Below are 14,984 nucleotides of genomic sequence, written 5' to 3' on the forward strand. Positions count from 1 at the left end.
GTGATGACATTATGTCAAATATCGTGATTATTTCCGGAAGTCCATCTAAACCATCAAGAAGCTTAGCTATCTCAGCTTATTTAGAAAAAAGGATCAAGGCTGAAGGGCTGAATGCGTCTACCATTTCAGTTCGTGACCTGCCGGCAGAAGATCTTTTATTTGCCAACTTCAACAGCCCAAAAATTCAAGAGGTTTTAGCACAGATTGAACAAGCACAGGCAGTTATTATTGTAAGTCCTGTATATAAAGCAAGCTATCCAGGGGTGTTAAAAGCCCTGTTAGATTTCATTCCTGAAAAAGGATTCGTTGATAAAGTTGTTCTCCCAGTGGTTACCGGCGGAACAGCAGCTCATCTTTTAACATTGGAATATGCTATTAAGCCGATTGCTTCTGTGTTAGGCAGCCAGGAGATTTTAAAAGGAGTGTATTTCGTAGATTCTCAAATTGGCTATCACGAAGATCAGGTTACTTTTATTGATGCGGAAATAGAATCGAGATTACAAACATCATTGAATGATCTATTAAGCCGGTTAAAAGTTGAACAATTAAAATAGTGATTTATATATTGTTTGCACCGAACAGAAAGGATGTTTCATCCTGCTCACGGAGATGGAAAATAATGGTGACAGAACTGTCACCAATAAATTGCTTAAGCTGCCGTTGATTCCAACCAAAAAATTCTTACCTTTGTATAGGGAAATATATTACTTTAGCAAAAATTTCATACGATCAAATGTATCATGTTGACTGGACAACCAGAGACATATCATCGCAAGTTTCGTACTTGCAAAGATAGTCTCTGTTTTTTTCGTTATAAACCTTTAAATAAAACGAAGAAAAAGATGTAACAACAAGTATTTGAGAAAGAGACACGTACCTTTCAAAAATGATCCCACTCCATTTCAGTTTTGATATATAGAATCACAGACATTATCGGTCCATGGAATGATAACTAAACGACAATGTCAAATATACGGTTAGTCGGGAGGAAATCATATGAAGAAAAAGCGAATTTATTTAAACGCTTTTGATATGAATTGTGTGGCGCATCAATCTCCGGGATTATGGGTGCATCCTGAAGATCAGTCATACCGATATAAAGATATTGAATATTGGGTTGAGCTGGCGCAATTACTGGAAAAAGGGCGGTTCGATGGATTATTTATTGCAGATGTAATCGGCATTTATGATGTGTATGGAAATGATAAAACAACAGCAGTACGTGAAGCAACCCAAGTTCCAGTCAATGACCCTATTTTACTTGTTTCTGCAATGGCGCATGCAACGGAGCATTTAGGCTTTGGGATCACATGCTCTACAACATTTGAGCATCCATATACATTTGCACGCAGAATGTCGACTTTAGACCATTTAACAAAGGGCCGAGTAGGCTGGAATATTGTTACTTCCTATTTGGAAAGCGGAACGAAAAACATCGATATTGGCGATCGGTTCCTCCATTCAGAACGATATAATATTGCGGAAGAATATTTGGAAGTTTGCTATAAATTATGGGAAGGCAGCTGGGAAGACGATGCTGTTATAAAAGATAGAGATAGAAAAATTTTCACAGACCCAGCGAAAGTTCATGAAATAAATCATCACGGCAAATATTTTAATGTGCCAGGCATTCATTTGTGCGAGCCGTCGCCGCAAAGAACACCTGTTTTATATCAAGCAGGCGCTTCAGCGAGAGGGCGTCAATTTGCAGCAAAACATGCTGAGTGCACATTTGTTTCGATGCCAGGAAAAGAGCCTATCGCTTCATATGTTAAAAATTTAAGAGCCCAGGCTGCTGAATTTGGCAGGGATCCGCAAAGCATAAAAGTATTCGCTTTGTTCACACCGATTGTTGGGCGGACGGAGGAGGAAGCGTGGGCGAAATATGAAGAATTATCGCAATATATCAGCTATGAAGGGGCCCTTTCTTTATTAGGCGGCTGGTCAGGTGTTGATTTTTCAAAATATGATCCTGATCAAGAAATTGAATACATTGATACTAACGCCATCAAATCAGTGCTCGAATCATTAACGAAAGCAAGTCCAAATAAAAAATGGACTGTCCGCGAGCTGGCGAATTTTGCTGGAATAGGCGGAATGGGTCCTGTAGTAGTCGGAACACCAAAGCAAATAGCTGATACGTTTGAGGAATGGATTGAAGATACGGATATCGATGGATTTAATCTCGCCTATGCAATAACGCCGGGAACTTTTAAAGATTTTGTTGATCTTGTCATTCCGGAGCTTCAACAACGTGGAGTCGTGAAAAAAGAATATGAAGAAGGAACTTTGCGGGAAAAATTGTTTGGCAAAGGCCAGTCCCGTTTACCGGAAGACCATATTGGAGCTAAATATAGAAATTTAAGCTATCAACTGCAGGATTAACCTTACTTTTTTGTATCAAAAGAAGCTTTGAACTTCATATGATCAGCCTTGAAAAAAAGAAACTGTAGGTTAGTCGTTAGTCAGTATTACTTTTGCATCATCTTTATTTGACTTGTTGCCAATTTTGCTGCGGATTCATAAGTCCTTTAAGTCGTTTATGAAATGAATTCTTTTTTTGGTTAAACAAATTTTTAGGATAAATGGAGATATAGGGAATATGACAAAGCCATTATCATTTTCTGCTTTTGTTATGAATACACCTTCTCACATTCTTCACGGGATGTGGCGTGATCAAGAAGGTCATCAGCTTAACTTTAATGACGTAAATCTTTGGGTTTCTTTAGCGAAACGGCTGGATGAGGGAGGTTTTGACGTCATCTTTTTCGCCGACGTCGTCGGGCTGTACAATGACTTTCGAGGAGGATGGGATTTCCATATTGAAAATGGCTTGCAAGTACCTAGTAATGACCCAATGGTACTGCTTTCAGCACTTGCAGTAAATACAAAACATTTGGGCTTAGCTTTTACGGCGGCTCCGGTTCAAGAACCTCCCTTTAACTTTGCACGCCGTGTATCAACATTAGATCACATCACCAAAGGACGAATTGCCTGGAACATGGTTACCAGCTACTCAGCAAATGCCTTTCGCAACTTTGGCTATGACGGCTTAGTTCCGCATGATGAACGATATGAGTGGCTGGATGAATATGTTGATGTTTTATATAAGCTTTGGGAAGGTTCATGGGATGAAGGAGCGCTTTTGCAGGACCGTGAAAGCGGAATTCATGCGGATCCGGCGAAAGTCCATAAAATTCATCATGTCGGCAAGCGCTACAAGGTGGAAGGACCGCACTTAGTGGCTCCATCACCGCAGCGCACACCGTTGCTTTTTCAAGCTGGTTCGTCCCCTACTGGCAGAGATTTTTCGGCTCGCAATGCTGAAGCGATCTTCATTGGAGCACCTGATCCTGAAAATGCCCGCAAGCTGATCGATGAAACACGAAGGTTGGCGGTTGAAAATGGCAGAAAGAGTGAGGATATCCACTTTTATCAGGGATTGTACTTTGTGGTCGGAAAGACGGAGGAAGAAGCTCGGCAAAAAGAATATGAACTTGAAAATAAGATTGATTTCGATATGATGATCGCTCATTCCGCTGGGGGGATGGGAATTGATTTAGGGAATGCTACTTTAGATACTCCATTGGAAGATATCAAAACTGAAGGGATCAGAAGCACATATGAATGGCTAAAGCAAAGCACGCCGGGAAGGACTCCTACAGTTAGAGATCTTGCTAGGCTCAGGAGCAAAACAAACCGTATTGTCGGCACTCCTGAAATGATTGCAGACCAGCTTGAGCTTTGGAGGGATGCAGGTGTTGACGGCATCAATGTCATCAATGCGACGATTCCCGGTTCCTATGAAGAATTTATTGATCAAGTCATGCCTGTGCTTCGAAAGCGCGGTTTAGCGCGCAATGGATATGGAAAGCCAGGAACATTGCGGCGCAAATTGTTTGGGACAGATCGTCTCAATGAGCGTCATCCTGCTGCAAAATACCGAGGTGCATTTGCAGAGAAAAGCCCTGTAAATTGATCTGAGGTGCTTGTAATTGCTGTTTGGCTCTTTTTTTTACAAATAAATATTACTAAAAAGATGTGAATAGTGAAATTTAAAATACGATTAAAGGAGTGCATAAAAGATGTCAATTCAAAATCAATTAAATGAAGCAAGCTCTTTGACTTTTAACGGTCCGGTAAAAGTTGATTCGCCTGAATTAGATCAATTGATTGATGTAATTGCTAAAGACGCTGAGGAACGAAGAAATGCCGGCAGTGAAGAACTGCCTTATCATGCCTTCGATTTAATTCGGCAATCTCGATTGGGTGCTTTACGTCTGCCTGTTGAACTAGGCGGTGGAGGAGCTAGTATTCGTGATCTTTTCTATGTCCTAATCCGTTTAGCTGAAGCCGATCCGGATGTGGCGCACAGCCTTCGTGCCCATTATTGGCAAGTAGAAGAAATACTTCGAAATCCGGATAAAGAACGACGTGAGCAATTGTTGGGAATCGTGGCAAAAGGAGATATTATTGGGAATGCCTTTACGGAAATTTCATCAAAAAATGTTGGTCATTTGATTTTTGAAACAACTTTGACTCAAGATGGCGAAGGGTACCGATTAAGCGGTACGAAATATTTTAGCACCGGTACCATATATTCCGACTGGGTAATCGTTATGGCATCAACCCCTGAAGGAAAACCTGTTTCCGCGTTTATTCCGACAAATCGTGATGGCGTCATCATTGAAGATGACTGGGATGGTATCGGACAAAAATTAACAGGAAGCGGTACAACACGCTTAAACAATGTATATGTCAATCGAGAAGAAGTAACATTTATTGATGAGACGAAGACGCCTTTCAATTCATTTTTACAGCTCTATCTGCAAGGAGTGATAGCGGGTATTTTGCGGAATGTGGTGACAGACGCTAAAGCTTTAGTTCAAGGAAGATCCAGAACCTTTACTTTTGCATCGGCAGATACGCCAGCGGCTGATCCGCTGCTTCAGCAAATTATTGGGCAGCTTTCAAGCAGCGCGTTTGCCGCAGAAGCACTTGTGCTGGCTGCCGCAGATACATTAGACATAGCAGTGAATGAGGCGGTTAATGGAGAAATAGACTTTGATTTAAGTCATGAGGCTTCCCTGCGAGCTGCTCAGGCGAAAGTTATTATCGATCACCTTGCATTACAAGCAGCTACACTTCTCTTTGAGGTTGGCGGCGCTTCAGCTACGAGACAATCCAAGCATTTTGACCGCCACTGGCGCAATATTCGCACACTTGCTTCCCATAATCCGATAGCCTACAAAGCAAGAGCTATTGGCGATTATGTTGTGAATGGTACGAAGCTTCCGATAAGAGAGGTTTACTTCTAAGGATTTTATTGGAGGATGCACAATGGATTTTAACGCAAGCAATCAGACGATTCGAAATGAACGAGATGCAAGGCTCGTAGAATATGCGGAGCGCATTGCAGAGAAAATTCGACAGACAGCTGATAAATATGATGAAACAGGAGAATTTCCGTTTGAGCATATCGAAATCCTGAAAAAAGAGGGTTATCATAAGCTAACAATCCCTAAAGAATATGGCGGTGAAGAACTTTCATTATATGAAATTTTGCTTGTACAAGAACGATTAGCGAAAGCCTGTGGTTCTACGGCACTGGCGATAGGATGGCACTTAATGGCATTCTTTAGCCTTAGGGATTTCCGGCCTTGGAAAGAAGAAATTTTTGCGAAAATATGCAGAGAGGCCGTTGAGGAAGGTTCATTATTAAATGTTTTTGTCACGGAGCGGACATCAGGCAATATTGTAAGAGGCGGAACCCCATCAACAATTGCGAGAAAAACGAAAGACGGATATATCATTTCAGGAAGAAAGGCATTTGCAACATTGGCGCCAATTGTGTCGCATTTTACGATTTTGGCATATGTCGAAGAAGAAGATAAAACGGCCGAATTTTTAATTAAAAAAAATGATTCGGTACAATTGATAGATACATGGAATGTTTTGGGAATGAGAGCAACAGGCAGCCATGATATCGAACTGCATGATGTGTTTGTGCCGGAAGAGGCGTTATTGTCTTACATTGACAAGGGGAAGAACAACCGCTTTAAGGGCAACAGCAGTGCCTACACGCTGCAGTTGACAGCCATTTATTTAGGGATTGCGATTGCTGCCAGAGATTTTATTTTAAAGTATGCGGCTGAGAAATTTTCACCAAGTCTAGGAGATGTTATTCTAGAGGCGCCGCATGTTCAGGATAAAATTGGAGAAATCGAAATTTTAATCGCTGTATCAAGATACCTGTTATACGGTTTAGCTGAAAAATGGGACCGAAATTTACATGTTCGAGATAAGTTAAGCAATGAAGTCTCTATTACAAAATATACAGTATGTAATAATGCGATCAAAATAGTAGAGCTGGCTATGAGAATCGCAGGCGGTCATTCGTTATCGAAAGATTTGCCATTAGAAAGACATTTTAGGGATGTTCAGTGTGGTTTATATAATCCTCCTTTAAATGACATGGTCGTGAGTCAAATTTCGAAATCCGTGATTGAAGAATATCGAAATAGTTTGAAAGAAGTGCAATTTAAATAGGAGGATGCTGGAGACTGTGGGAGCATTTTCTGCTGCTGAGCAGAAAAGTGCATAATATTTGCTGACTGGAACACCAGAGGCCTTAATTTCATGAAAAATGAAATTAAGGCCTTTCTTTTTCACAATATGACAAGGAAAAAAATTTTTTGCATTGCACAAATGTGTCAAAGTATTATGGTTCATCGCCATTTTTCCAAGTTAAACAAATTAAATTAAACATAAAGAGTTAAGATGGGAGAAGCACCATCCCCAAACGCTCGAGTAGTTCCCGCATTAAACGTTTTGAACAAAGGGGATATTGTATATAGATTTGGATAAATTTTCGGTTGGTGGAGGAAATTGATGATTAGGCTAGAGAGAGTTAGCAAAATATACGAGTCCGGTGGGAAAAAAGTAGAAGCTGTAAAAGATGTTTCGCTTCACATTAAAAAAGGCGACATTTTTGGAATCATCGGCTTTAGCGGAGCCGGAAAAAGTACACTGCTTAGGTTAGTGAATTTACTCGAACGTCCGACAAAAGGAAATATTATAGTCGATAATTATGATTTGAATTCCATATCTTCGAAAGATCTGCGGCAATTAAGAAGAAAAATTGGAATGATTTTTCAAACATTTAATCTATTTAATTCTCGCACGGTATATGGCAATATTGCTTACCCTTTAAAATTGGAGAATAAATCGAAGGAGGAAATCCATCAACGAGTTACAGAGCTATTACAATTTGTTGGTCTTGAAGACAAAGCTGACAAATTTCCAGAACAGTTGTCTGGAGGTCAAAAACAAAGAGTAGGGATTGCACGAGCGCTTGCAACTTCACCAGACATTCTGTTATGTGATGAGGCTACCTCGGCTTTAGATCCAGAAACCACTAATGAAATATTAAATCTATTGAAAAAAGTGAATGAAGAATTCAATATTACGATTTTATTAATAACACATGAAATGAACGTGATTCGAAAAATTTGCAATCGCGTAGCGGTTATGGAAAACGGGAGAATCATTGAAGAGGGTGAGGTTTTTAATATATTTTCAAATCCTCAAGAAAAAACGACGAAAAATTTTATCAGTTCGGTTGTAAATGAAAAATTATCTTCGAGCTTGCTTGAAAAGTTAAGGAAGGATCATGAAAGAAAGCTTTATCGAATTGTATTTTCAGGAGACACTGCGAGTCAACCTATATTATCGACATTAACAGCTAAACATAATATTCACTTTAATATCATTTACGGAAGCATCAATGAACTTCAAAATCAATTGTTTGGCAATTTAATCGTGGAATTCATTGGAGCTGATTCTCAAATTGAAGAAGTATTAAAAGAGTTGACAGAGATAGTTGAAGTAAGGGAGGTCACAAACGGTGAAAGTTGATTGGACGACGTTTTGGCCTAGAATACTTCAAGCAACAGGTGAAACGATTACAATGGTCATTTTCACATTGATTTTTGCTAGTATTTTAGGAATTATCATGGGACTACTGCTATTTGTCACCCGTAAAGGCAATATTTTAGAAAATAGATTCATCTTTTCATTTTTGAATTTATTAATCAATATTATTCGACCTATACCGTTCATCATATTTTTAGTTGCCATCAGTCCGCTTACGCGATTCGTTGTGGGAACTACAATTGGAACGACAGCGGCTATTTTTCCGATGACCATTGCTGCAGCTTTTGCCATTGCCAGGGTGGTAGAAAATAATTTAGTCTCAATTGATCCAGGTATTATCGAGGCTGCAAAGGCGATGGGGGCATCACCCATTCAAATAATATTTGGGGTACTAATCCCCGAAGCATTAGGGCCTTTAATTTTAGGAATTACATTTATCACCGTAGGACTTATTGATTTTTCCGCCATGGCTGGAACGGTCGGCGGAGGGGGCCTTGGGGATCTTGCGATGACATATGGTTATCAGCGGTTTGATACATCCGTCATGATTGTTACGGTTGTCATATTAATTATTCTTGTTCAAATTGCTCAATTTATTGGCAACATGCTTTCACGTTTCTTTTTACGCAGATAGATCAATCATATATTAGGGGGATTATTATTTTATGAAAATCAAACTATTCCATTTACTAGTAACAATTTTGGTGATTGGCCTCTTGGCAGGCTGCAACAGCAATTCAGCATCTGGTGATAAAAAAGAAAAAGTCGTTACTGTTAAGGTGGGGATTACCGGATCAGATGGACAGTATTGGGACATCATTAAGAAAAAAGCGTTAGAAAAAAATATTAAGGTAGAATATGTCGAATTTTCCGATTATGTGCTGCCAAATACTGCACTTGTCAATGGCGAGGTAGATGTGAACGCCTTCCAGCATCTTGCATTTTTAAGTCAATTTATCGCGGAAAATAATGTGAATATTGTGCCGATTGGCTCAACTGTTGTTGCTCCTTTAGGATTGTATTCGGAAAAATATAAAGATGTATCCGAGATCCCAAATGGTTCAAAAATTGCGGTTCCAAATGATCCGGCTAATTTAGGCAGAGGGCTAAAGGTTCTGCAGCAAGCTGGATTAATTGAGTTAAGGGAAGATGTCGGTCTTTATCCAACAGTAAAAGATATCGTTAAAAATCCAAAAAATATTGAAATAGTAGAAGTCGTTGCCCAACAGACTCCTAGAGTGCTGCCTGATGTAGCCGCATCTATTATCAATGGCGGAATAGCTGGTCAAGCCGGTTACACTTTAGCAGATGCCATTTTTCATGATGATCCAAACAGCAAAGATACACTGCCGTATGTTAACGTTTTTGCCACTTTAGAAAAGAATAAAGACAATGAGGCATATAAGACCATTGCGGAAATTTATCAGACAGAAGAAGTAGCTAAAGCAGTAGAAGAAGATACGAAGGGTGCAAGCATTGTCACAAAGGTGCCAGTACCAGAACTGCAAAAAGAATTAGATCGCTTAGTTGAAAATATAAAACAAGGAAAAGAATAACATAAGAAAGGAATTGTTTATTTGCGAGCAAGGCTGCATTTGAATTTGATGACAATCGACTGATAGAATCGGAATTTGTACTTTTGAAAAGATGCTGGAGTGAGAAATATGGCAAAGCAGATAATATTAAATCTTTTTGATATGGCAGGAGCTATGCATAATTCTCACGGATTATGGAAGCATCCTCAAAATAAACGTCATCTTTATTATAATGATCTACATTATTGGATTGAGTTAGGGAAATTGTTGGAAAAAGGGAAGTTTGACACCATTTTCTTTGCAGATGTAGCAGGAGTGTATGATGTCTATCAAAATAGTAAAGATGCTGCGATTCGAGACGGCGTTCAAGTTCCGCTAAATGATCCGGCCTTTATTGTACCAGCGGTGGCAGCTGTTACAGAGCATTTGTCATTTGTAGTAACGGTCAGCACAACGTATGAACATCCGTTTTCAAATGCACGTCGTTTTTCCACATTAGATCACTTTACAAACGGCAGAATTGGCTGGAATGTTGTCACCTCATATTTGCCAAATGCTGCGCAAAACTACGGCCATAAAGAAATTGTTAAACATGACGAGCGTTATGATATTGCCGATGAATTTATGGAGGTTTCCTATAAGCTTTGGGAAGGCAGCTGGGAGGAGCATGCGTTTGTTGGCGATGCGGAAAATGAAATTTTATTTGATCCCGAAAAGGTTCATGAAATAAACCATAAAGGGCGGTATTTCAGCGTAAAAGGCCCGCATTTAACATATCCTTCTGCACAGCGGACACCTGTTATTTTTCAGGCAGGTTCTTCTGAACGCGGCAGAGATTTCGCCGCCAAGCATGCAGAGTGTGTGTTTGTTGGCGGGTCGACGCCCGAAAAATTAAGATTTTATATTCAAGATATTAAAGAACGGGCTGAAAAATACGGACGGAATCCTGATAATATTAAAGCATTTACGTTTTTAAATGTCATTGTGGCAGAAACGACAGAAGAAGCTGAATTAAAATATGAGGAATACAATCGATTGTGGAGTGCTGAAGCGGCAAAAGCTCAATATAGCGGTTCAACAGGCTATGATTTATCTAAATATGAAGATAAAGACGCTTTTTTTGAATATAAGCATACGGAACATGGTCAGTCTCGAGCTGCTTCATTAACGAAAGATGCGCCAAGAAAATTAACTGTTCGAGAAGTGTTAAACAAGTTTGAAACGATCGGAAGGAGTAATGTATTAGTCGGCAATCCCGTTGAAATAGCTGACAGCATTCAATTCCAGATCGAACAAACTGGAATCGACGGGTATAATCTTGCACATCTTATAACGCCTGGAAGCATTGAAGAGTTCATTCATTTCGTTGTTCCGGAGCTGCAAAAACGTGGAATCTATAAAAAAGAATACGAGAAAGGAACACTGAGGGAGAAACTGTTTGGTACAGGGAAAAAGCTGCTGCCAGATGATCATACAGGCGCAAAATATCGGAATTTTTAACAATTTTAAAGTTTGCTTCTCCTTCAGCTCATAATGTTGGAGGTAATAATGGAATTTCGTACAGTTGGAAGGACAGGCATTCATGTTTCAAATTTATGCTTTGGAACAATGTCATTCGGCGGCATTGCAGATGAAGAAACTTCCATTATGATGTATAAGCAATGTCGAGAAGCCGGGATAAACTTTTTTGATACAGCGAATGTTTATAATGATGGACGTGCTGAAGAAATTCTTGGAAAGTGTATTGCCGGTCATCGAGATGAGATTGTTTTAACCTCTAAAGCAGGCTTGCCTACAGGCAAAGATTTAAATAGCGGAGGTTTATCGAGAAGAAATCTTTTTTTATCAGTTGAACAAAGTTTAAAAAGATTGGGCACTGATCGGATTGAATTTTATTTTGTTCATCTGTTTGACGAGTATACAGATATTGAAGAAGTCGTTAGAGCTTTAGATGATTTACAAAAACAAGGGAAGATTTTATTCCCCGCTGTAAGTAACTGGGCTGCCTGGCAAATTGCAAAAGCTCTAGGAATATCTGAAAGAAAACAGCTAGCACGATTTGAGTTAATTCAACCGATGTATAATCTCGTAAAACGGCAAGCGGAGGTAGAAATTTTTCCGTTAGCTCAATCAGAGCAATTAGGTGCCATAACTTACAGTCCGCTCGGCGGAGGCTTATTAACCGGAAAATATAACAGTACAAACAAGCCGGAGCAAGGAAGATTAGTAGAACAAAAGAATTATGAGAAAAGATATAGTCATCAGTATTATTTTACTGTTGCACATCAATTTACGGAGCTGGCGAAACAATTTGGATATCATCCTGCTTCTTTAGCAGTTTCATGGGTATTACATCATCCTGCTGTAACTGCTCCAATTATAGGAGCGCGTAATCCGGAACAACTGGCCCTATCGATTGCTGGGGCAGAAATCCCTTTAACTGCCAGTGAAAGAGAACAGATATCCGCATTGTCAGATGAGCCTCCATTACCAACGGATCATAGTCCAGATGAGGATTTATTTAGCAAATATAGAAAGTAATCCAGAGGAAACGGTGCTAGTGTTTTAAAAATCTAGCATAAGAATCGATTTCACACTTTGACAAATTTGAAATCAGAGAATGGTTATGCTGTCTTTTCCTTTAATGGCAATTTGTGAAAAGCTGTTGGAGCAATCTTTTCTTACGGGATGGTGGACTTAAGTATTCTAATGATGAACATCAGAGCTTGGTAAATGGACATCCATTTCCTGAATCAAAACAATCGTGGTGTAAGCTGCGGTGTAAAACAAACGGATTGATGAAACAGTTGAACGTTTGAACTTTCACATTATTTTTTGCGGTAATACAGCGAAAAAGATGTGGTTGGTAAATTTAAAAAACAAAACAGGAGTGTTTGATGAATGTCAAGCCAAAAACCATTAAATCAAAGGATTAACTTCAAAAATAAAGATGAATCAAATTCTCTAACTTTTACCAGCCCAGTAAAAGTTGATTCACCAGAATTAGAATACTTAATTGCTGCAATTGCAGAAGATGCTGAAAAACGCAGAAGTACTGGGAGTAAAGATCATCCATATTATGCCTTTGATTTAATCCGAAAATCTCGATTGGGTGCATTGCGATTACCTGTTGAACTTGGCGGCAGCGGTGCAAATATTCGTGATCTTTTTCAAATTTTAATACGTTTAGCGGAAGCTGATCCAGATGTCGCACACAGCCTTCGTTCACACTTTTCCCAAGTGGAGAAATTTTTGCTGCTTACGGATGAAAAACTCCGTGAAAAGTGGCTGCAAAGAGTAGCCAATGGAGAAATCATCGGCAATGCTTCTGCTGAAATTTCATCAAATAATGCTGGAAATTTGGTTTTTGAAACAACTTTATCACCGGATGGTGAAGGCTTCCTATTGAATGGCAAAAAATACTTTAGTACCGGCACACTGTATGCAGACTGGGTAGTTGTTACGGCATCAACTCATGAAGGAAGGCCTGCATCGGTAATAATTCCGACAAATCGTGAAGGTGTCATCATTGAAGATGACTGGGACGGCATCGGACAAAAATGGACAGGAAGCGGTACTACACGTCTTCACAATGTGTATGTCAATCAAGATGAAATAACATATATTGATGGCTCCAAAACGCCTTTCAACTCTTTTCTGCAGCTCTATTTGCATGGAGTGATAGCGGGCATCTTGCGGAATGTGGTGACAGACGCTAAAACTTTAGTTCATGGAAGATCACGGACATTCAGTTTTGCTGCTGCGGATACACCTCGACAAGATCCGCAACTTCAGCATGTCATTGGACAGCTCTCAAGCAGCGCGTTTACCGCAGAAACTATTGTCCTAGCTGCCGCAGATGCAATTGATGCTGCTTTGAAAACAGCAGTTAATGGAGTGATCGATTATTCTCTGAGCCATGAAGCTTCCCTGCGAGCTGCACAGGCCAAGGTTATAATAGATCAACTTGCCTTACAGGCCTCGACGCTTCTTTTCGAGGTTGGAGGGGCATCCGCAACGAGACAATCAAAACATCTTGACCGTCACTGGCGTAATATTCGCACTCTTGCTTCGCATAATCCAACAGTTTACAAAGCTAGAGCTATTGGCGACTACGTCGTGAACGGTACAGATCTTCCAATAAGAGAGGTTTACTTTTAAGGATGTTTTAAAAATTTTATATATAAAAAGGAGCGTTTAAAAATGAGTAACTATGAAACAATTAACAAAAAGTATTCAAGAGCATTTATTGAGGAAATTAGGGAGAAAGTTAAGCCAATTATTGAAGAAGTCATTAAACCAAGCGCTGAACGAATTGACAAGAGTGGGGAGTTCCCGCGTGAAAGTTTGTTAGCCCTTGCGAAAGAAGGATGGAATTCAGTAACATTTTCTGAAAAATGGGGAGGATTAGATTTAGGATATTTAGGATTTTCCATCGTGGCTGAAGAAATCGGGAAAGTTGATGCGTCAACAGCTTTAGTATATGCCATGCATGTTGGAGCAGCACAAGTAATTGTTTTATATGGAAACGATGATCAAAAGAAACGGTGGCTGCTCCCTATCAGAGATGGTGCGATCGGAACCTTTGCTGTTAGTGAAAAAGCTACAAGAGGTCATGTATGGTTTAGCTTAAGCCAGGCTGAGCGCGATGGCAGCGATTATATCATTAATGCTGAAAAATCCTTTACGACAAGCGGAGGCCAAGCAGATTTTTATATTTTGCAAACGAGAACACCTGATTCTGACGACCCTAGTAACATTAGCTTCTTTATCGTTGACGGCCATAATGACGGTATAGTTGCAAAGCCATGGAATGCATTAGGTGTAAGAGGAAGCCACAGTGGTCCAATTACGTTTAACAATATAAAAGTAAGCGGCCGCGATCTAGTGGGATACGAAGGGTTAGGAAGAGAAATCATGGATGAAGGCGCAAACCCTATTTATATACTGGGTATTGCATCTGTTTGGCTCGGTGTTGCCCAAGGTGGACTAGAACTGGCTGTTAAACATGTTAAGAACGCAGTTAACAAAGGATTTAATAATAGTTTGGCTGACCATCAAGTCATTCGTGAAAAATTGGCAGAAGTGAAAATAAGAATTGCAGGTTTAAAAGCATGGCAGATAGATTTAGCAAGACATTATGATGAATTGCTGGCAGAAGGGCAACCTATAAGCTCATTGGCATCCGAAGTCATAGAATTTAAAGTGAAAGCATCCGAAACAGCAGATTTTGCTGCACGAATTGCGATGGATGTAGCGGGCGGTTATGGCTATATTGAAGGACCTTTTGAACGGCTTTACCGCGATGCCCGGGCAGGAATCCCAATGGCTCCATCTAATAATATCGCCCGCGACCAAGTGGCAAAAATTTTATTAGAATTGCCGTTGAATCTTTGGAATGAGAATGAAAGAAAATAAATCAAACCAGCAATGCATTTTTATTTGGAGTCTGAAATCTGTAAGAACTTTACTGCCTATTTAGGATAATGATGAATGGATGAGTCGGTAGGTCAA

At 39.8% G+C, this 14,984-nt stretch carries 12 protein-coding genes; all 12 read left to right on the plus strand.

The genetic code is table 11. From position 1 onward, the window contains the following. Window positions 1–11 precede the first annotated feature (11 nt). The 12 genes from ssuE to NSQ84_RS01620 all read left to right on the plus strand — a co-directional run bounded on the left by ssuE (window position 12) and on the right by NSQ84_RS01620 (window position 14,888). Window positions 12–554, plus strand: coding sequence for an NADPH-dependent FMN reductase (ssuE, locus tag NSQ84_RS01565; protein WP_063386539.1), 543 nt, complete (start codon window positions 12–14; stop codon window positions 552–554). A 442-nt stretch (window positions 555–996) separates the two neighbouring features. Further along, window positions 997–2,385, plus strand: a complete 1,389-nt coding sequence (locus tag NSQ84_RS01570) for an LLM class flavin-dependent oxidoreductase (RefSeq protein WP_066247175.1) — start codon at window positions 997–999, stop codon at window positions 2,383–2,385. Between the two features lie 217 nt (window positions 2,386–2,602). Continuing rightward, entirely contained in the window at window positions 2,603–3,979 is a 1,377-nt protein-coding gene (locus NSQ84_RS01575; protein WP_066247172.1) for an LLM class flavin-dependent oxidoreductase, read from the plus strand. A 106-nt stretch (window positions 3,980–4,085) separates the two neighbouring features. Further along, window positions 4,086–5,318, plus strand: coding sequence for an acyl-CoA dehydrogenase family protein (locus NSQ84_RS01580; RefSeq protein WP_066247169.1), 1,233 nt, complete (start codon window positions 4,086–4,088; stop codon window positions 5,316–5,318). Window positions 5,319–5,340: 22 nt separating this feature from the next. Then, window positions 5,341–6,549, plus strand: coding sequence for an acyl-CoA dehydrogenase family protein (locus NSQ84_RS01585; RefSeq protein WP_339212182.1), 1,209 nt, complete (start codon window positions 5,341–5,343; stop codon window positions 6,547–6,549). Between the two features lie 342 nt (window positions 6,550–6,891). After that, on the plus strand, window positions 6,892–7,917 hold the full coding sequence (locus NSQ84_RS01590) for a methionine ABC transporter ATP-binding protein (protein ID WP_066247164.1): 1,026 nt from the start codon (window positions 6,892–6,894) through the stop codon (window positions 7,915–7,917). After that, window positions 7,907–8,569: a methionine ABC transporter permease gene (locus tag NSQ84_RS01595; RefSeq protein WP_066247161.1), complete on the plus strand. Its 663-nt coding sequence runs from the start codon at window positions 7,907–7,909 to the stop codon at window positions 8,567–8,569. Before NSQ84_RS01590 ends, NSQ84_RS01595 begins: the two co-directional genes overlap by 11 nt. 31 nt (window positions 8,570–8,600) lie before the next feature. Continuing rightward, the gene (locus NSQ84_RS01600) at window positions 8,601–9,491 is read left to right on the plus strand and encodes a MetQ/NlpA family ABC transporter substrate-binding protein (RefSeq protein ID WP_063386546.1); all 891 of its coding nucleotides are present in this window, start codon (window positions 8,601–8,603) and stop codon (window positions 9,489–9,491) included. Window positions 9,492–9,599: 108 nt separating this feature from the next. Then, window positions 9,600–10,970 (plus strand): LLM class flavin-dependent oxidoreductase, encoded by a 1,371-nt coding sequence (locus NSQ84_RS01605; RefSeq protein ID WP_066247158.1) that lies wholly within the window; start codon window positions 9,600–9,602, stop codon window positions 10,968–10,970. Between the two features lie 48 nt (window positions 10,971–11,018). Continuing rightward, window positions 11,019–12,011 (plus strand): aldo/keto reductase, encoded by a 993-nt coding sequence (locus NSQ84_RS01610; RefSeq protein WP_063386547.1) that lies wholly within the window; start codon window positions 11,019–11,021, stop codon window positions 12,009–12,011. Between the two features lie 360 nt (window positions 12,012–12,371). Next, complete coding sequence (locus NSQ84_RS01615; protein WP_082829366.1) at window positions 12,372–13,631, plus strand: acyl-CoA dehydrogenase family protein; 1,260 nt, start codon at window positions 12,372–12,374, stop codon at window positions 13,629–13,631. 42 nt (window positions 13,632–13,673) lie between these two features. Next, the gene (locus tag NSQ84_RS01620) at window positions 13,674–14,888 is read left to right on the plus strand and encodes an acyl-CoA dehydrogenase family protein (RefSeq protein ID WP_066247155.1); all 1,215 of its coding nucleotides are present in this window, start codon (window positions 13,674–13,676) and stop codon (window positions 14,886–14,888) included. Window positions 14,889–14,984 lie beyond the last annotated feature (96 nt).

This window comes from Aeribacillus sp. FSL K6-3256, assembly GCF_037965805.1.
Taxonomy (GTDB): domain Bacteria; phylum Bacillota; class Bacilli; order Bacillales; family Aeribacillaceae; genus Aeribacillus; species Aeribacillus composti.